General features: G+C 65.8%; 19 protein-coding genes. 8 read left to right on the top strand and 11 right to left on the bottom strand.

What is annotated here, in order from left to right; translation table 11 throughout:
• Positions 1-52 precede the first annotated feature (52 nt).
• The 4 genes from GM1_RS14010 to GM1_RS13990 form a co-directional block, all read right to left on the bottom strand.
• A complete protein-coding gene (locus tag GM1_RS14010; RefSeq protein WP_008379809.1) occupies positions 53-655 on the bottom strand; it encodes a DUF6036 family nucleotidyltransferase in 603 nt (200 codons plus the stop codon).
• Positions 656-1,057: 402 nt separating this feature from the next.
• Positions 1,058-1,702, bottom strand: a complete 645-nt coding sequence (locus tag GM1_RS14000; RefSeq protein ID WP_008379805.1) for a Maf family protein — start codon at positions 1,700-1,702, stop codon at positions 1,058-1,060.
• Entirely contained in the window at positions 1,702-1,929 is a 228-nt protein-coding gene (locus tag GM1_RS13995) for an acyl-CoA carboxylase subunit epsilon (RefSeq protein ID WP_008379804.1), read from the bottom strand. The genes GM1_RS14000 and GM1_RS13995 overlap by 1 nt, the downstream gene beginning before the upstream one ends.
• Entirely contained in the window at positions 1,926-3,551 is a 1,626-nt protein-coding gene (locus tag GM1_RS13990) for an acyl-CoA carboxylase subunit beta (protein WP_008379803.1), read from the bottom strand. The genes GM1_RS13995 and GM1_RS13990 overlap by 4 nt, the downstream gene beginning before the upstream one ends.
• A gap of 95 nt (positions 3,552-3,646) precedes the next feature.
• On the opposite strand from GM1_RS13990, the gene GM1_RS13985 reads away from it, so the two are divergent.
• Positions 3,647-4,471: a biotin--[acetyl-CoA-carboxylase] ligase gene (locus GM1_RS13985; protein ID WP_008379802.1), complete on the top strand. Its 825-nt coding sequence runs from the start codon at positions 3,647-3,649 to the stop codon at positions 4,469-4,471.
• Position 4,472: 1 nt separating this feature from the next.
• Here the strand turns inward: GM1_RS13985 and GM1_RS13980 are convergent, their stop codons facing one another.
• Positions 4,473-5,111, bottom strand: a complete 639-nt coding sequence (locus GM1_RS13980) for a DUF6069 family protein (RefSeq protein WP_008379801.1) — start codon at positions 5,109-5,111, stop codon at positions 4,473-4,475.
• Positions 5,112-5,217: 106 nt separating this feature from the next.
• Here GM1_RS13980 and GM1_RS13975 point away from each other — a divergent pair, with 106 nt between their 5' ends.
• From GM1_RS13975 to GM1_RS13965, 3 genes are read left to right on the top strand one after another with little or no spacing between them, the layout of a single operon-like run.
• On the top strand, positions 5,218-5,760 hold the full coding sequence (locus GM1_RS13975) for a PH domain-containing protein (RefSeq protein WP_008379800.1): 543 nt from the start codon (positions 5,218-5,220) through the stop codon (positions 5,758-5,760).
• Positions 5,757-6,446: a response regulator transcription factor gene (locus GM1_RS13970; protein WP_008379799.1), complete on the top strand. Its 690-nt coding sequence runs from the start codon at positions 5,757-5,759 to the stop codon at positions 6,444-6,446. The genes GM1_RS13975 and GM1_RS13970 overlap by 4 nt, the downstream gene beginning before the upstream one ends.
• A 9-nt stretch (positions 6,447-6,455) precedes the next feature.
• Positions 6,456-7,781, top strand: a complete 1,326-nt coding sequence (locus tag GM1_RS13965; RefSeq protein ID WP_008379798.1) for a sensor histidine kinase — start codon at positions 6,456-6,458, stop codon at positions 7,779-7,781.
• Here the strand turns inward: GM1_RS13965 and GM1_RS13960 are convergent.
• Positions 7,753-8,352, bottom strand: coding sequence for a GtrA family protein (locus GM1_RS13960; RefSeq protein ID WP_052005417.1), 600 nt, complete (start codon positions 8,350-8,352; stop codon positions 7,753-7,755). The two genes, GM1_RS13965 and GM1_RS13960, sit on opposite strands and share 29 nt — an antisense overlap.
• Before the next feature lie 40 nt (positions 8,353-8,392).
• Here GM1_RS13960 and GM1_RS13955 point away from each other — a divergent pair, with 40 nt between their 5' ends.
• Together GM1_RS13955 and purE are read left to right on the top strand one after the other, a co-directional pair.
• Positions 8,393-9,631, top strand: coding sequence for a 5-(carboxyamino)imidazole ribonucleotide synthase (locus tag GM1_RS13955; protein WP_075051943.1), 1,239 nt, complete (start codon positions 8,393-8,395; stop codon positions 9,629-9,631).
• Between the two features lie 110 nt (positions 9,632-9,741).
• Positions 9,742-10,248, top strand: a complete 507-nt coding sequence (purE, locus tag GM1_RS13950) for a 5-(carboxyamino)imidazole ribonucleotide mutase (protein ID WP_008379795.1) — start codon at positions 9,742-9,744, stop codon at positions 10,246-10,248.
• Positions 10,249-10,250: 2 nt separating this feature from the next.
• Here purE and GM1_RS13945 read toward each other — a convergent pair whose 3' ends face one another.
• The 5 genes from GM1_RS13945 to GM1_RS13925 are packed head-to-tail and all read right to left on the bottom strand — an operon-like array spanning position 10,251 to position 14,280.
• The gene (locus tag GM1_RS13945; RefSeq protein WP_008379794.1) at positions 10,251-11,309 is read right to left on the bottom strand and encodes a hypothetical protein; all 1,059 of its coding nucleotides are present in this window, start codon (positions 11,307-11,309) and stop codon (positions 10,251-10,253) included.
• Between the two features lie 55 nt (positions 11,310-11,364).
• The gene (locus GM1_RS13940; RefSeq protein WP_008379793.1) at positions 11,365-12,399 is read right to left on the bottom strand and encodes a nitronate monooxygenase; all 1,035 of its coding nucleotides are present in this window, start codon (positions 12,397-12,399) and stop codon (positions 11,365-11,367) included.
• A 2-nt stretch (positions 12,400-12,401) separates the two neighbouring features.
• Positions 12,402-13,097, bottom strand: coding sequence for a GNAT family N-acetyltransferase (locus tag GM1_RS13935; protein WP_008379792.1), 696 nt, complete (start codon positions 13,095-13,097; stop codon positions 12,402-12,404).
• The gene (locus tag GM1_RS13930; RefSeq protein WP_008379791.1) at positions 13,094-13,912 is read right to left on the bottom strand and encodes a dienelactone hydrolase family protein; all 819 of its coding nucleotides are present in this window, start codon (positions 13,910-13,912) and stop codon (positions 13,094-13,096) included. Before GM1_RS13930 ends, GM1_RS13935 begins: the two co-directional genes overlap by 4 nt.
• The gene (locus GM1_RS13925) at positions 13,912-14,280 is read right to left on the bottom strand and encodes a nitroreductase family deazaflavin-dependent oxidoreductase (protein ID WP_008379790.1); all 369 of its coding nucleotides are present in this window, start codon (positions 14,278-14,280) and stop codon (positions 13,912-13,914) included. Before GM1_RS13925 ends, GM1_RS13930 begins: the two co-directional genes overlap by 1 nt.
• 44 nt (positions 14,281-14,324) lie before the next feature.
• On the opposite strand from GM1_RS13925, the gene GM1_RS13920 reads away from it, so the two are divergent.
• Together GM1_RS13920 and GM1_RS13915 are read left to right on the top strand one after the other, a co-directional pair.
• On the top strand, positions 14,325-15,011 hold the full coding sequence (locus tag GM1_RS13920) for a TetR/AcrR family transcriptional regulator (protein ID WP_008379788.1): 687 nt from the start codon (positions 14,325-14,327) through the stop codon (positions 15,009-15,011).
• Positions 15,012-15,077: 66 nt separating this feature from the next.
• Positions 15,078-16,247, top strand: a complete 1,170-nt coding sequence (locus GM1_RS13915) for an acyl-CoA dehydrogenase (RefSeq protein WP_008379787.1) — start codon at positions 15,078-15,080, stop codon at positions 16,245-16,247.
• Positions 16,248-16,335: the final 88 nt, after the last annotated feature.

Below are 16,335 nucleotides of genomic sequence, written 5' to 3'. Positions count from 1 at the left end.
CGAGCGTGGTCCTGTTCATCAACAGGGTTGGTGAACGAGATCGCTGCGGAGTTCAGGTCCCGTCAGGCCCGCGTTCGGCCAACCAGTCGAGGAAACGGACGGCCCTCGTCACGGCGGTTGAGTCTGGCTTGTGAGCGCCCCAGCTCAGCGGGCCGAGAACTCGCTTCCTGACAGTTCCCACATCGACGAACCCTGCGTCGATGAGCGCCTTGACATACTCGCGGTCGTGCTCGCGACCAGCGATGATCTTCGACACGCAGATGTCTTCGGGATGCAGGCACCAGCCGACGCACTCATAAGCGCCTCCGTCGATCGTCGCCTCGAATCGAACCAGCCGGTTGTCCCAGTCCTCGGCCAAGATCACCGTCGATCCGTGTACTCCCTCGACGTAGAATCCGTGCCGAGCGTGGAAGGGCGAGAACTCGCCCACTCCGACATTGATCCGCGAGATGGACTCTGCGATCTCTTCCTCGCTGGAGGCACCGACAAACTGTGTCCACGGTGTGGCGTCGGCTTCCCGTGAACGCGTCGCCTCGTCCGGAAGCTCGTCTGACGAGTAGCTGCCGAGGATGGCCTGAGACCCGACGACGACCACCAACGTGTCGGCCGCTTTGCAGGCGGCGGCGATCGCGAGACGGATCTCGATGTCGTTCATGTGGCTGCACAAATGCCGATGGCCCGACGGATGACACCCTTCCGTTGCACATCGGAGAGCAGAAAACCCAGTGGGGAGGTCACTCTCAGAGCCCGGCCGTGCTCGTCATCCGCCAGCACTGCGGCGGCGATCCTCTCTACGTCCCGTGAGTGGAGGAGCGCGTCCCATTCGTCCAGGTACGGCCGATAGTGTGTCCCCGACGTGTGCTGACGCGTTGAGTCCATGCTTCGGGTGAGGATGCTACTGCCGACGAGTTCGGGATTTCGCCGTAGTACGTCGACCGCGGCTTCATTCATCAGAAGCTGACGGTTCTCCTTTGTTCCCAACACGGCGCATCACCTCCAACGGAGGCCAGATTATCAAAGAACTGCAGCTGAACGCGTGTGCAGTTCGAACGCTGAGTCAGCGCCAGAGGTCGGCGACGTTCACGTCGACGCGAGCGAGCAGTCGGCGAGTGAGCGGAAGGCTGATGCCGATCACGCTCGACGGGTCGCCGTCGATGCCGTCGAGGAGCCATCCGCCGAGACCGTCCAGAGTGAACGCGCCCGCGACCTTGAGCGGTTCGCCGGTCGCGACATAGCGCTCGATCAACTCATCGGAGATGTCCGAGAATCTGACGGCCGTCGACTGATGGTCGGCGACGACGGACTCGACGGCCCCGTTGCGCAGTCGGGTGATGCAGTGGCCGGTCATCAGATGCCCGACGTTGCCGCGCATCCGACGCCATTGCGCAACGGCGACCTCGGGGGAGTGCGGCTTGCCCGACAGCTCACCGTCGAGCAGCAGCATCGAATCGCAGGTCAGTACAACACCGTCGGCGGCAGCCGAGGCGAACGCGGGGTCGGAGCCGGCGAGGATCGACGAGACGACCGCATCTGCTTTGGCCCGCGCGAGCGTGGTCACGACCGTTTCGGGGGACGCGTCGCCGAGTTCGTCGATGATCGCATCCTCATCGACGTCCGACACGAGGACGGTCGGGTCCAGACCGGCGTCGCGCAGCACACGAAGTCGTGCAGGCGACGCCGATCCGAGAACGGTCGAGATCATCAACCGCGGTTGGTGAACGACGTCGGCATGCCCCATGCAGGACGGTGCATGTCCGTCGGACGGCCCCAGTCGTTGCGGATTTCCTGCCCGCTGTCCGAGTCGCCGCCACCGGCGGCCGACAGGACGCTGACCAGGACGGCCACGTCTTCGTCTGACGGGTTGCCGGAGACGACGGTCAGGAACGGCTTGGCCTCAGTGGCGTCGGCGGGCTGCTGATCGGCGGTCACAGCGGAATGTTCCCGTGCTTGCGCGGAGGCAGCTGGACGAGCTTGCGCTCGAGGAGTCGCAGTGCGTTCGCGATCTGGCCGCGCGTGTGGCTCGGCGGGATCACGGCGTCGACGTAACCGCGCTCGGCGGCGACGTACGGGTTGACGAGGGTGTCCTCGTACTCCTGCTGCAGTTCCAGGCGCAGTGCGTCGACGTCTTCGCCGTTCGCCTCTGCCTCCTTCAGCTTGCCGCGGTACACGAAGCCCACGGCGCCCGATGCGCCCATGACGGCGATCTGCGCGGTCGGCCATGCGAGGTTGACGTCGGCGCCCATGTGCTTGGAGCCCATGACGTCGTATGCGCCGCCGTACGCCTTGCGGGTGATGACGGTGATCTTGCCGACCGTCGCCTCGCCGTACGCGTACAGGAGCTTGGCGCCGCGGCGGATGATGCCGTTGTACTCCTGATCGGTGCCGGGCAGGAAGCCCGGGACGTCGACCAGGGTGATGATCGGGACGTTGAACGCGTCGCACGTGCGGACGAAGCGTGCAGCCTTCTCCGACGCATCGATGTCGAGGCAGCCCGCGAACTGGGTGGGCTGGTTGGCGACGATGCCGACACTGCGGCCGTCGACGCGACCGAAGCCGACGATCACGTTCATCGCGCGCTCGGCCTGGACTTCGAGGAACTCGTCGTCGTCGAGGATCCGGCGGATCACCTCGTGCATGTCGTACGGCTGGTTCGGCGAATCCGGGATCAGCGTGTCGAGTTCGAGGTCTTCCTCGGTGAGGTTGTCCTCGATGCCGCCGGTGGTGGCGGGCACGGGCAGACGCGGTGCGTCGGCGCGGTTGTTGCTGGGGAGGTACGACAGGAGTTCCTTGACGTACTCGAGGGCGTCTTCCTCGTCCTGAGCGACGTAGTGCGCGACACCGGACTTCGCCATGTGGGTGTGGGCGCCGCCCAGGTCCTCCATGGTGACGTCTTCGCCGGTGACGGTCTTGATGACGTCGGGTCCGGTCACGAACATCTGGCTGGTCTGGTCGACCATCACGACGAAGTCGGTGAGCGCGGGAGAGTAGACGTGGCCGCCTGCGGCGGGGCCCATGATCAGCGAGATCTGCGGGATCACACCGGACGCCTTGACGTTGCGGTGGAAGATCTCGCCGTACAGGCCGAGCGAGACGACACCCTCCTGGATGCGTGCGCCCGCGCCCTCGTTGATGCCGACCAACGGACGGCCGGTCTTGAGAGCGAGGTCCATGACCTTGACGATCTTCTCGCCGTACACCTCGCCGAGACTGCCGCCGAAGACGGTGACGTCCTGGCTGAACACACAGATCTCACGGCCGTCGACGGTTCCGTAACCGACGACGACGCCGTCGCCGACGGGACGCTTCTCGGCCAGACCGAAGTTGGTGCTGCGGTGACGTGCCAGCGCGTCGAGTTCAACGAACGAACCCTCGTCGAGCAGGTGAGTGATGCGTTCCCGGGCAGTCAACTTGCCCTTGGCGTGAATCTTCTCGGCGGCGGCCTCGCCGACGGGGAACTCGGCGTCGGCCAGACGATTCCGCAGGTCGGCGAGCTTGCCTGCCGTGGTGTGGATGTCGGGAGCTGCGCTGTCGTCGCGCGAAGCAGTGGTCATGAACATCGATGCTAACGAGAAAGGTGTGAGCCGCGTCAACCGCATCGAATGTGAGAATATCCTCACATTCGGATTTCTGGGTGCGGATAGGGTTGGTGATCGTGACCGACCTGCCTGATGTCAATACCCTCCGCGAGCAGCTCGCGGGCACCCGCTGGACTTCGATCGAGGTGGTCCCCGAGACGGGATCCACCAACGCGGACCTCATCGCCCGAGCGGCGGATGTGGGCGCAGATTTGGACGGGACGGTCCGGATCGCGGGCTTCCAGTCGCAGGGGCGAGGGCGGCACGCGCGGGTCTGGAAGACACCCCACGGCCAGTTGGCGGTCTCGGCGGCCATCGCGGTCACCTCGGGAGACACCGACCGGATCGGCTGGCTCTCGTTGCTCACCGGACTCGCGGTGCGGGACGCGCTGAATGAGGTGACCGGTGTCGACGTCGAGCTGAAGTGGCCGAACGACGTCCTCGCGCCGTCCGTCGACGGCGAGGCAGGCGGAAAACTGTCGGGCATCCTCTGCGAGTTCCGGCCGAACGCCGACGGCGGGGGTGTGGCAGTCATCGGAACCGGCATCAACATCGACGTCGACCGCGAGGTGGCGGCCGGGGCGAACGCGGCGTCGGTCCGTGGCATCTCGACGCGTTCCACGCGCGAGATCGAATCGACCGAGGTCGCCGCAGCGTACCTGCGTGCACTGTCGGCGCGGGTGTCCGCGTGGCCGTCGCACATAGACGACCTCATCGGCGACTACCGCGCCGCGAGCGCCACTCTCGGAAAGCGCGTGCGTCTGATCCTTCCGGGAGATGTCGAAGTGATCGGCGACGCTGTCGACATCGACACGGAGGGACGCGTGATCGTCCAGACCGAGTCCGAGCGGATCGTCGCGTCAGCCGGCGACGTCACACACTTGCGGCCTGTCTGACTCAACGCTGGTTCTTGCGTCGAGACGCGTTCGCCATCGTCGGAATGAGGGCGAGCACGGGGAGCCCGATGATGAGGTGCATGACCGCGGTGCCGATGCCGGTCGAGATCTCTGCCGACATCGTCAGCGGGATGACGACGGCGCAGGCGATCAGGAGTCCGACGATCCACCTGTAGAACTGGTCGGGCGCCGGTGTGCCGACCTGCAGCAGATACCAGAGGGCTCCGCCCAGGAGCGCGACGACAAAACCGACGAGGGCAAACCACAGTTCGTCCTGCGACAACGGGTTCCACACGCCGAACTGGCCGGAGTCGTTCACCTTCTGAGTGATCGTGCGGATGATCCAACCCGCCAGCCAAGCGGCGAGGCCCGTGACGACGCCGGTCATGAGGACACCGCCGCAGAACATGACGGGATCGACGTCGGGACCTCGACGCTGCGCCGGGCGTCGTCGTTGCTGCGGCTGCTCGGCGTACTGCGGCTGCGCGTACTGGGGTTCCGCGTACTGAGGTTCTGAGTAGTACTGCTCGGTGTACTTCGGCTGCGCGTAGTCCCCGTAATCGTTCGCCTGGCTGTAAGCGCGAGTCTGCGGATTCTGATCACCGCGGTTACGCGGGTCGCGTGGGTCGTAGTTCGTCATGGTGCAAGCCTTCGCCGGTCGCGTACAGAGATCCTGGGTCACTCCCAGTCGCCCAAGTGTACTGACGGACCCGGAAGAACGGCTCGACCCACTAAGCTCGGACAGCATGGGATACCCACGCGAGAACCTCGCACCCGGTGAACACGTCGTGATCCACCGACATCCGCACTGGAAATGCCTGATCGTGCCTGTGCTGATCTTCTGGGTGGCCACTGCGATCGCGGGTGTCGCGCTCGGCTACACGCGGACCGCGGACTCCATGTCCGACGGTGTGAAGCTGTGGCTCACCGTGATCATCATCGTCGTCTGGCTCGCCGCCACCGGATACTGGCTGGTCCGGCCGCTTCTGTCGTGGCGGACGACGCATTTCGTCGTGACCGATCGCCGCGTGATCTACCGCAACGGAATCATCACGCGTTCAGGCATCGACATCCCGATCCGCCGGATCAACACCGTCGAATTCCGGCACGGACTGATCGATCGGATGCTCAAGACCGGCACCCTGGTGATCGAGTCGGCGTCCGACGACCCGCTGTCGTTCGCAGACATCCCCGACGTTGAAGCCGTCCACGCGCTCCTCTATCAAGAGCTTCTCGACGAGGAGGACGGCGAGATGGACGACTACGACCCCAGGGGTCGTCGCCGGTGACGGGCACACGATCGATCCTCCTGGCCGAGGACGACGCGGCGATCGCAGAACCGTTGGCCCGTGCGTTGACCCGCGAAGGGCACGAGTGCGTCATCGCCTCGACCGGTACCGAGGCCCTCGAGAAGGCGTTGTCGGAGGAATACGCCCTCCTCATCCTCGATCTCGGGCTGCCCGGTGTCGACGGTCTCGAAGTGTGTCGCCGAGTCCGCGTCGAACGACCACAACTCGCAGTCCTGATGCTGACGGCCCGCACCGACGAGGTAGACTTCGTCGTCGGTCTCGACGCAGGCGCCGACGACTATGTCGGGAAACCGTTCCGGCTCGCCGAACTGCTCGCCCGCGTCCGGGCGCTCATGCGCCGCAGTGCGGCCGAATCCGACGATGTGGTGATCGATTACGGCGACATCCAATTGGACGCGAGAGCTCGGCGCGTGGTGGTCCGCGGGGAGGACTTGACCCTCGCCAACCGGGAGTTCGACCTCCTGCAGTTCTTGATGGCGAAGCCGGGGCAGGCGTTGTCACGAGACGAGATCATGACCGAGGTGTGGGGATCGGTCGATCTGAGGTCGTCGAAGACCCTCGACATGCACATCTCGTGGATCCGCCGGAAGATCGGCGACGACCAACCCGGCCGCGGCAAGCACATCGTCACCGTCCGCGGTGTCGGTTTCCGATTCGACCCGTAGACCCTCGCCATGCGCCGTCGGATACTCAAGATGATGATCGCCACCCTGGCGGCGATGGGCATTCTGCTCGGCGTGCCGATGACAGCACTCACCTGGCAATGGATGTCGCAGGAGGCGCGCGACAACCTCTCGCAGAGTCTCAAGCGCATGTCCGAGCACGTCATCGCGGAGGAGGCGGCGGGCCGGGGTGTGCCGCCCGAGGAACTCGACCTCAACCAGTTCCGGCTCCTCATTCCGGCCGAGGGGCGGCTGACTCTCACCACGTCGCGCATCGACGACTCCGGAGCGACCGTCTACAGCGAACGTCAACTCGGTGACGAGCAGGCGGGGACCACGATCGCGGAGTCGGTCAGCCTCGGTCCGCGCGCACAACTCACTCTCGAGATCCCGGACGAGGACGTGCGGCCGCAGCAGTTCCTCGCGATCGGGATCCTGTTGGTCGTCATCACCGGGGCCGTGACAGGTGGCGCGATAGTCGCGGTGCTCACCGCGCGACGGATGACCGACCCGCTCACCGACGTCGCCGCCCGAGCAGAGGCGATGGCCCGAGGCGACTTCTCGTCCGAATGGCCTCGTTACGGCATCGACGAGCTCGATCGGGTCGCCGAGGCGCTCGCCGACGCGAACAAGGAGATCGCGCTGCGGCTCGAGCGGGAAGGCGAGATCGTCGGTGACGTCTCCCATCAGCTGCGCAGCAGACTGACGGCGGTCCACCTGCGGCTGGACGAACTGACGTTGCACACCGACGAGGCCGTCGTCGCCGAGGCGGAGGCGGGACTGGAGCAGGTGGAACGACTCTCCCGCGAACTGGACGAACTCGTCGCGGCATCGCGGGAGGACTCTGTCGGCAAGGGGGCGATCGATGCCGAAGTTGTGGTCGCGACGCTGATCGGCGACTTCCGGCCGGCGTTCCGCGCTCACAATCGGGCGTTGGAGTGGGAGGCGGTTGACGCGATACCGCTGATCGCGGGGAAGCCGGGCCGCCTGCGCGAGGCGCTGAGCGTTCTCATCGACAACTCTCTCCAGCACGGGGCCGGCACCACGACGGTCAGGCTGTCGAACCTTCCGGCGGCCGAGATGGTGCGAGTCACGGTCGCCGACGAAGGGGAGGGCATCCCGGACGACATCGCGATCTCGGTGTTCCGGCGTGGCTTCTCCGGCGGCAGCCGCAGCGGCGTGGGGTTGTCGTTGTCCAGGGCGCTCATCGAAGCGGACGGCGGACGCCTCGACCTCACGCTCCGACGACCGGCGGTGTTCTCAATCGTCGTCCCGACCTTGGCAAGGACGTCGCCGAACGATCCGTCTCTCAGGCGTGACCGAGTTCCTCATCGGTGAGCTCGTCGGCGTTCGGGTGGATGTCGGTTGACCCGCCGTCGCCGCCCATCGGTTCCTCTTCGGGGAAGGCGAATCGGCGCAGGGCCCAGAAGCGGAAACCCATGCCGATCAAGTTGCCGATGATGAAGGCGAGCACGAAGTCGAGGACGACCAGTTCCAGACCGTTGATGTTCTCGCGCATCCCGAACACGTTGTTCGCGAGCCAGAGCGGTGCCGCGGTCAGGAGGACCGCGATGCCGCTGATGCCGAAGAACAGCATCGCCTCGTGGTGTTTCTCGCGACCGCCGCGATTCTTGAACGCCCACTCGCGGTTCAGGACATAGCTGAGGATGGTGGCGACGACACCCGAAATGATCTTCGCCACCACAGGCTTCGGTTCGAGGACCGTGAAGATCAGTGCGTAATAGATGATCGTGTCGACGACGAACGTGGTGCCGCCGACGATCGCGAACTTGATGAGCTCGTTGTGCTTCATCACGAGCCGGTGAAGGGGCCCCGGCAGTTTGGAGACCACTCCGTCGATTGTCAGCACAACGTTTGAGTGTACGGAATCTTCGAGCGCGCTCCACATTCCTGCGGTCGATGCGGCGTTTCGAGGCAGACATGGGACCATGGACGCCGTGAGTTCTGTACCGCGTCGAGGAGAATCCGGCATGCCGACCGTCACGATGATCGGCGGTGGTCAACTGGCCCGCATGACCCACCAGTCAGCGATAGAACTGGGGCAGTGCCTGCGCGTTCTCGCAGCGTCGCCCAGCGACCCGGCGGCTCAGGTGAGCGCCGACGTCGTGCTCGGGTCGCACGACGAACTGGACGATCTGCGCACGGCGGCCGAGGGCGCGGTCGCATTGACGTTCGATCATGAGGGTGTGCCTCTCGAACACCTTCGCGCCCTGGAAGCCGAAGGTGTCGCGGTACGTCCGCCGTCGAAGGCCCTGCAGTTCGCGCAGGACAAGTTGGACATGCGTAATCGTCTGTTCGCGCTCGGTCTGCCTGTTCCGGCGTTCGCTGATCTGTCCGGTGACGTCGCCGCTGCCCGATCTGCACTCATCGAGTTCGGTGCGGCGAACCGCTGGGCGATCGTGATCAAGGCAGTTCGCGGTGGTTACGACGGCCGCGGGGTCTGGCTCGTGGACGGCGAGGCGGAAGCTCTCGCGGTGTTCGACGCGCAGGCCGGCGGCGACACCGTCCTGATGGCGGAGCAGAAGGTGACGATGCGCCGCGAACTGTCGGCGATGATCGCCCGGTCGCCGTACGGACAGGGCGCGGCGTGGCCCGTCGTCGAGACTGTTCAGCGCAACGGTCAGTGCGCGGTCGTCCTCGCGCCCGCACCCGACCTCGACCCGGAAGTAGCGGAGAAGGCACAGCAGATGGCGTTGCGGCTCGCCGACGAACTTGGTGTGGTCGGCGCGATGGCGATGGAGCTCTTCGAGACGCTGGACGGTGAACTCGTTGTCAACGAGCTCGCGATGCGTCCGCACAACAGCGGCCACTGGACGATGGACGGAGCTGTGACCTCGCAGTTCGAGCAACATCTGCGTGCCGTCCTCGACTACCCGCTCGGCGACACGTCGGCGCGCTCGGACGTCACTGTGATGGCGAACGTCCTCGGAGCCCCGGAGACCCCGGAGATGTCGGTCGACGAACGTCTCCACCATCTGTTCGCGCGCATGCCCGATGCGAAGGTTCACATGTACGGCAAGGGTGAGCGCCCCGACCGGAAGGTCGGTCACATCAACGTCGTCGGACGGTCCGGGGAGAGCGTCGAGACCGTACGTGAGCGTGCCGAGCGTGCCGCTCACTGGATGAGCCACGCGGTCTGGACCGATGGCTGGAACCCACACGACTGAACGTCTTCGCAGAACCGTCACGTACTACGGGCGGGACCCCTCGATATCAGCCTGTTCGGCCGGATCGGGGTCAGATTTACGACACATCCTGAACTGAACGGAGAATCGACATGAGTGCAGGACCCCGCGTGGGCTTGATCATGGGCAGCGACTCGGACTGGCCGACGATGGAAGCGGCCGCTGAAGCGCTCGCTGAGTTCGGCGTCCCTTTTGAGGTCGGCGTCGTGTCGGCGCATCGCACGCCGCAGCGCATGCTCGACTACGCGAAGGATGCGGCCGGACGCGGAATCTCCGTGATCATCGCCGGTGCGGGCGGGGCGGCGCACCTGCCGGGGATGGTGGCGTCGGCTACGCCGCTGCCCGTGATCGGTGTCCCGGTGCCGCTCAAGTACCTCGACGGCATGGACTCACTGCTGTCGATCGTCCAGATGCCCGCGGGTGTCCCGGTCGCCACCGTGTCCATCGGTGGCGCCCGCAACGCAGGTCTGCTCGCCGTCCGCATCCTCGGCGCCTCCGATCCGTCGCTGCAGACGGCGATGACGTCGTTCCAGGCGGGACTCGAGCAGATGGTGCTGGACAAGGACGAGAACCTGCGCCGCACCCTTCTCGACGACTGAGGTCAGGCAGTCCGACGTCGGCGTCGAACGACGACCCAGGTGACGACGCCGACCAGAAGGAGCCCGAGAGCGGTCGATGCGCCCGCGACGATCCCGCGGCCGATGCGATTCGCGTGGTCGAACAGGTAGGCGGGCTGCTGCGACTCGTCGGACATCAACGATTCGTCAGCGGATGAGAGATTGTTCGACACGAGTGACAGGGCGCCCTTGAGCTGCGTGATTCCCGACGACAGCGAATCCGCAGCCTTCTCGGTGTCGCCCTTGGCCGACGCGAGCTTGTTCAGTCCGTCTTTGAGTTCGGTCGCGGCGGTTCGCGCTTGAGCGAGTGCACCGTCGATCTCACGTGCGGCCGGACCCGCAGCGGCTGTTGTCCGATCGAGTTCGCCTCGGAGGGCGCCGAGATTCCCGAGTGAGGCCGAGATGTCGCGGCTCGCGGCCTGCAGTGACTTCAGTTGGGCGATGGTCTTGTCGGCGCCGGGCACGTCGCTGCGGGAGAGTCCGTCGATGATCGGTGTGACGAGGTCGTCGACGTCTTTCGCCGAGGATGCGAGTTTCTGCGCTTCGCCGAGTCCGCTCGACACGCTCGACCCGAGTTCGGTGATCTGCGCCGCTGCGGCCTGCAGATCGGGGGCTTGGGCCAACCCTGCGGCCATCTGATCGGCAGCGGACGCCGCGGTGGTGATCGACGCGAACGTCGGCTCGATGCTCGAGACCACCTTGTCGATGCCCGCGGTCCCGCTGGAGACTGCGGTGGACAGCATGTCGATCATCATCTTTGCCGACGACACCGACTCCTGCGCGGACTCGACATCGTCCGGGCTCAGATTCACGGCAGGCGGACGCACCGCGGGCGCCGTGTTGAGGAAGACGAATCCGCCTGCGACCACTCCGGTGAGGAGGACGGCCGCGCACGCGATCACCGGTGCGATGACACGCGCGGCGATTCTCCGTGAGTGCACAGTCCCGTCGGTGGGCTCATCGGCCGACACGCGCTCGGCGGTGTCGATCTCGTCCGGCTCGTCGTCGATGATGGCGTGGCGTGGTGGCTGCGTCAGCGTCATCGGTGTCCCCTTCGGTGTCAGTGAGGTCCGTCATGTCGGCAGACCTCGGCCGAGGCTACTGATCGAACCTGTCCGGAGCCTGAGGGATGAGCCCGCTGATCACCTCGGCGACGGATACGGCGCGGGCCTCGCGGAATCCGGAACCCGCCCACAGGTTGATCACGTCGGCATCGGTCGACGACTGCTTTCGAATGCCGCCAGTAAGGGTGTTCACCTGCGGATAGGCCAGTGGTGCGTGGCCGTCGTTGCTGCGGATGAAGTTGTTCTCCAAGCCGCGTGCCAGCCGCCCGGAGTAGGCGCGGGTGGTGACGGTCCGAGTGAATCGAGGGTCGACGAGGGCGTCTTTGTGGGCCTGCCGTGTGCCCGCTTCGGGCGTCCGAAGGAGCAGGGTCCCGATCTGTGCGGCGACGGCCCCTGCACCGAGGATCGCCTCGACGTCGCGCGACGTGGAGACTCCGCCTGCTCCGACCACGGGGAGTCCGAGTGGCGCGACGGCCCGGACGAGGTCGAGAGTCTCGACCTGCGGGTCGGCGTCGTGGATCCGGAACGTCGCGCGGTGGCCGCCCGCGGCGAAACCCTGCGCGCACAGCGAGTCCACGCCGTGGTCCACCGCTATCCGAGCTTCGTCGACGCTGGTCACGGTGGACGAGACGGCGATTCCCGCATCGTGCAGCCGACCGACTGTGCTCCTGTCGGGCAGTCCGAACGTGAACGACACGACGGGCACCCTTTCGGCGATCAGTACGTCGACCTTGGCGTCGAACGCGTCGTCGGTGAACGGCACAGACTCGGGCAGAACGACGCCCGCGCGCTCGGCGAGGGGTGCGAGGCGTTCCCGGTATGCGGCGAACTCCTCCTCGTCCACATCGACCTGCTCGGGGACGAACAGATTGACGCCGAACGGCTGATCGGTGAGTTCGCGGATCGCACGGACATCGGCGCGCAAGGCGTCGGGCGAGAGATACGCGCCTCCGTGGAACCCGAAACCGCCTGCGTCCGACACTGCAGAGGTCAGGGCGGGCGTGCTGGTGCCACCGGCCATCGGGGCGCCGACGACGGGCACGCGGAGGTCGCGGGTGAAGCTGTACACGGTCACTCTCCTGTCACTCGAACGATCTCCAGGTCGACTTCGCTGCGCAGGACGAAGCCCATCGACTCGTACAGCCGCGTCGCGGGATTGTCAGCGGTGGTGTGCAGGAACGGTCGATCGCCCTCGTCGACGATGACGTGTGCAACGGCTGCGACCAGTCGACGCGCGAGACCTCGTCCGCGGGCATCGGGATAGGTGCAGACTGCGCTGATCTCGGTCCATCCAGGTAGATGGAGACGTTGGCCGGCCATCGCCATGAGGCGTCCGTCGGTGTCTCGCCAGCCGAGATACGTGCCCATCTCGATGGTTCTCGGCAGGAACGGACCGGGCTTGGTGAGTTCGACGAGCGCGGTCATCTCGGGGACGTCGGACAATCCGAGAACGACCAACTCGGGATCGTGTGCCGGTGTGACGTTCGATCCGTCGTATTGGACGAGATCGAACGTCTCCACAAGATGCAGACCGTGAGTTGGAAGCGGGGCTCGGCGGTCACGCAGCGACGCGGTCCTGCCCATTCCGGTCAGGGCTGCCATGTCGGTGTAGTCCTGGTCCGTCATCTCGCGGGGATGCCCGTAGAACACGGAGACGTCGCGTTCGAAGGTCGAGATCCTCCCGCGACTTCGTGCGAAGTGACTCTGGGGACCACGGAGTGCCTCGGTGAAAGGGTCGTCGAGGACGCTAGCGTCGAGCGACGTCATGCGACTGCGAGTTTCCGCTGGAAGAACGCGATGATCTGATCGAGGGTGTCGCGGGTCGGCTCACCCGGCTTGTCCACCAGGTGCTCGGTCACGACGGAATGCGGTGGGATGAGTGCATCGGGGTTGGCCGCCGAGTCGGGAAGCTCAACACCGATGAAGGCGTCGCCGAGTTGTTCTCGAAGGAACGCGAACCGGTCGCCCGGGACGAGCTTGTCGCCGGTGAACCGTGCGCCCATCACCTCGAGACCTTCCTTGGCGCACCGATCACGGACGCACGCGAGGTCGCCCGGGGAGATGTCGATGTTCTTGCGGCGGCTCGGGGAGATGCCGAGCGGAAGTGAGGGCTGTGACAGGACGGGCGCCAGCATGCGCTCGTCGACGGCCATGCTGAGGGCGAAACCGCCGCTGACGCACATTCCGATCGCTCCGACGCCGGGGCCTCCGCAGTCGTCGTGCGCGACTCGCGCCAGTGCTCGCAGCCAGGTGACCACCCGCGAGCTGCGGCCGGTGGCGAAGATCGTGAACTCACGGCTCACGCAGACTTTTGTCAGGGTGCCGACTGAGGTCGCGAGTGACGGGCCGATGCCGCGGATGCCGTCGGGCATCGTGCCGACGCCGTCGATGCCGAACAACGACGGCATGAACACGGTGAACCCCGCGTCCACCACACGTTGGGCGAACTCGACGACTTTCGGCGTCACACCGGGAACTTCGGGGATGACGATGACCGCCGGGCCTGATCCACTGCGGTAGTAGTGATGAGTGATGCCGTCGTTCGTGAACTCGTGGCGTGTGAAAGCGTCGAGGACGCCCATCAGGCGATGCGTCCGTACAGGACCGAATCGGCGACCATGGCCGGGATTCGGGCGGACTTGACGACGTCGGGGGAGTCGGAGGGCAGGACGCGTGCGCCCGCGACATCGAGTCGTTTCCCGCCTCGGACGAGGGTGAATCGACCGGCGGCGAGCACATTCCGCACCCAATCCGCGTCAGTGCCGTAGGGGAGGACGATGCTGATCCGATCGTCGTCGACGAACGCCAGCACCGGCGTCGAATACGACTTGTTCGACTTCCGTCCCACATGCTCGACGACGGCCCACGGGGCGATACGCCCAGCCCAGAGGCCTTGAATCGGATTGGTGACGACCTTGTTCGCGTGCGCCACTGCGCGGGGAATCTTCACCCCACCAGCTTGCCTCATCGATGAGGGGTTCCGATACTGGACGCATGAGCGCAGACGCCGCGGACGGCGATCCGGTCGGCTTCCGCATGCAGGTGGTCGCCGAATCGATCCGCCTGTTCGCCGAGCACGGGTACGAGGCGACTCCGGTCGACGCTGTCGCGGCGGCGGCGGGAGTTTCGCGCCGGACGTTGTTCCGACAGTTCAGGTCGAAAGAGGATCTGATCTTCGCCGACCACGAAGAACTGCTGGCCAGGGTCGCTTCGCGCCTCGAGGCGAACGCCGACGACCCGTGGTGGGCCGTATGCGCCGCCGCGGAAGAGGTCTTCGCCCATTTCGCCGATCACCGGGACTTGGCTGTCGGGCGGTATCGGGTCGTCGCGCAAGTACCCGCCCTGCGTGACCGTGAACTCGTCACCACATACCGCTACCAGCGGTTGTTCGAGGAATCGCTGCGTCGGCGCATGCCCGACGTCCCTCGGGTGCGCGTGGTGGCCTACGCGGCCGCGGTGACCGGTGCGCACAACCATCTGCTTCGGCAGATGGTGCGTGGGGACTCGGCGGCGACGGCGGCCGTGCTCCATGACGAACTCCGCCGGATCCACGCGACCACACAACCTCGTGAGCGCGCAGAGGCCACAGCCGTCACAGTCGTCACGCATGGCGCCGATCTCAGTGCGGATGAGATAGCCGACATCGTTCGGAAACGATTGACGTGGCACGCAGTGCCGTGATGAACTCAACCAGAACCAAAACGACGGCACTCGGTGACACTGGGTGTCAGCAAAGGAGTCACCACGATGGGCAAGTTCGGCAATCCCGATTTTGATCTGTTCCAGCTGCCGGAGGAGCACGAGGCGCTCCGTGAGGCCATTCGTGCTCTGAGCGAGAAGGAGATCGCCCCCTACGCCAAGGAGGTCGACGAGAAGGCTCGCTTCCCCGAAGAGGCTCGTGCAGCCCTCGTCGCCAATGGTTTCAACGCCGTGCACGTGCCGGAGCAGTTCGAAGGTCAGGGCGCCGACTCGCTTGCCGCCTGCATCGTCATCGAAGAGGTCGCACGCGTCGACGTCTCCGCATCGCTGATCCCGGCTGTCAACAAGCTCGGCACCATGGGCCTGATCCTGTCGGGCTCCGACGAACTCAAGGCCAAGGTCCTGCCGTCGATCGCGTCCGGTGAAGCGATGGCGTCGTACGCGCTGTCTGAGCGGGAGGCGGGTTCCGACGCCGCGGCGATGAAGACCCGCGCGCGCAAGGACGGCAACACCTGGGTCATCAACGGCTCCAAGTGCTGGATCACCAACGGCGGCCAGTCGTCGTGGTACACGGTCATGGCAGTGACCGACCCCGACAAGGGTGCCAACGGCATCTCGGCGTTCATGGTCCACAAGGACGACGAGGGCTTCACCGTCGGTCCTCTCGAGCACAAGCTCGGCATCAAGGGCAGCCCCACCGCCGAACTGTACTTCGAGAACTGCACCATTCCCGAGGACCGCATCATCGGCGACGAGGGCACCGGTTTCAAGACCGCGCTCGCGACCCTCGACCACACCCGCCCGACCATCGGCGCACAGGCCGTCGGCGTCGCTCAGGGCGCCCTCGACGCCGCCATCGCGTACGTCAAGGAGCGCAAGCAGTTCGGCAAGACCATCAGCCAGTTCCAGGGCGTCGAGTTCATGATCGCCGACATGGCGATGAAGGTCGAAGCCGCTCGCCTCATGGTCTACGCGGCCGCATCCCGTGCAGAGCGTGGCGCCGGACCCCTCGGGTTCATCTCGTCCGCGTCCAAGTGCATGGCGTCCGACGTCGCGATGGAGGTCACCACCGACGCTGTCCAGCTGTTCGGCGGCGCCGGCTACACCACCGACTTCCCTGTGGAGCGCATGATGCGTGACGCCAAGATCACCCAGATCTACGAAGGCACCAACCAGGTCCAGCGCATGGTCATGGCGCGCGCCCTTCTCCGCGGCTGATCTCCGCTGCTCCGTGAGCGCCGCTTTCCGCTGCTCCGTGAGCGCCGCTTTCCGCTGGTTCGTGAGCGAGTGCCTTCCTCTGCTCCTT

The sequence above is a fragment of the Gordonia malaquae NBRC 108250 genome (genome assembly GCF_000344135.1).
Classification (GTDB): Bacteria; Actinomycetota; Actinomycetes; order Mycobacteriales; family Mycobacteriaceae; genus Gordonia; species Gordonia malaquae.
Note: the sequence above shows the minus strand (reverse complement) of the source record. Positions and strands in the feature narration are given on the sequence as shown.

Excerpts from the sequence above, each read along its gene's own strand:
- GM1_RS14010 (WP_008379809.1), bottom strand. The coding sequence starts at position 655 with ATGAACGACATCGAGATCCGTCTCGCGATCGCCGCCGCCTGCAAAGCG.
- GM1_RS14000 (WP_008379805.1), bottom strand. The coding sequence starts at position 1,702 with ATGATCTCGACCGTTCTCGGATCGGCGTCGCCTGCACGACTTCGTGTG.
- GM1_RS13990 (WP_008379803.1), bottom strand. The coding sequence starts at position 3,551 with ATGACCACTGCTTCGCGCGACGACAGCGCAGCTCCCGACATCCACACC.
- GM1_RS13980 (WP_008379801.1), bottom strand. The coding sequence starts at position 5,111 with ATGACGAACTACGACCCACGCGACCCGCGTAACCGCGGTGATCAGAAT.
- GM1_RS13975 (WP_008379800.1), top strand. The coding sequence starts at position 5,218 with ATGGGATACCCACGCGAGAACCTCGCACCCGGTGAACACGTCGTGATC.
- GM1_RS13965 (WP_008379798.1), top strand. The coding sequence starts at position 6,456 with ATGCGCCGTCGGATACTCAAGATGATGATCGCCACCCTGGCGGCGATG.
- GM1_RS13960 (WP_052005417.1), bottom strand. The coding sequence starts at position 8,352 with ATGTGGAGCGCGCTCGAAGATTCCGTACACTCAAACGTTGTGCTGACA.
- GM1_RS13955 (WP_075051943.1), top strand. The coding sequence starts at position 8,393 with ATGGACGCCGTGAGTTCTGTACCGCGTCGAGGAGAATCCGGCATGCCG.
- purE (WP_008379795.1), top strand. The coding sequence starts at position 9,742 with ATGAGTGCAGGACCCCGCGTGGGCTTGATCATGGGCAGCGACTCGGAC.
- GM1_RS13945 (WP_008379794.1), bottom strand. The coding sequence starts at position 11,309 with ATGACGCTGACGCAGCCACCACGCCACGCCATCATCGACGACGAGCCG.
- GM1_RS13935 (WP_008379792.1), bottom strand. The coding sequence starts at position 13,097 with ATGACGTCGCTCGACGCTAGCGTCCTCGACGACCCTTTCACCGAGGCA.
- GM1_RS13930 (WP_008379791.1), bottom strand. The coding sequence starts at position 13,912 with ATGGGCGTCCTCGACGCTTTCACACGCCACGAGTTCACGAACGACGGC.
- GM1_RS13920 (WP_008379788.1), top strand. The coding sequence starts at position 14,325 with ATGAGCGCAGACGCCGCGGACGGCGATCCGGTCGGCTTCCGCATGCAG.
- GM1_RS13915 (WP_008379787.1), top strand. The coding sequence starts at position 15,078 with ATGGGCAAGTTCGGCAATCCCGATTTTGATCTGTTCCAGCTGCCGGAG.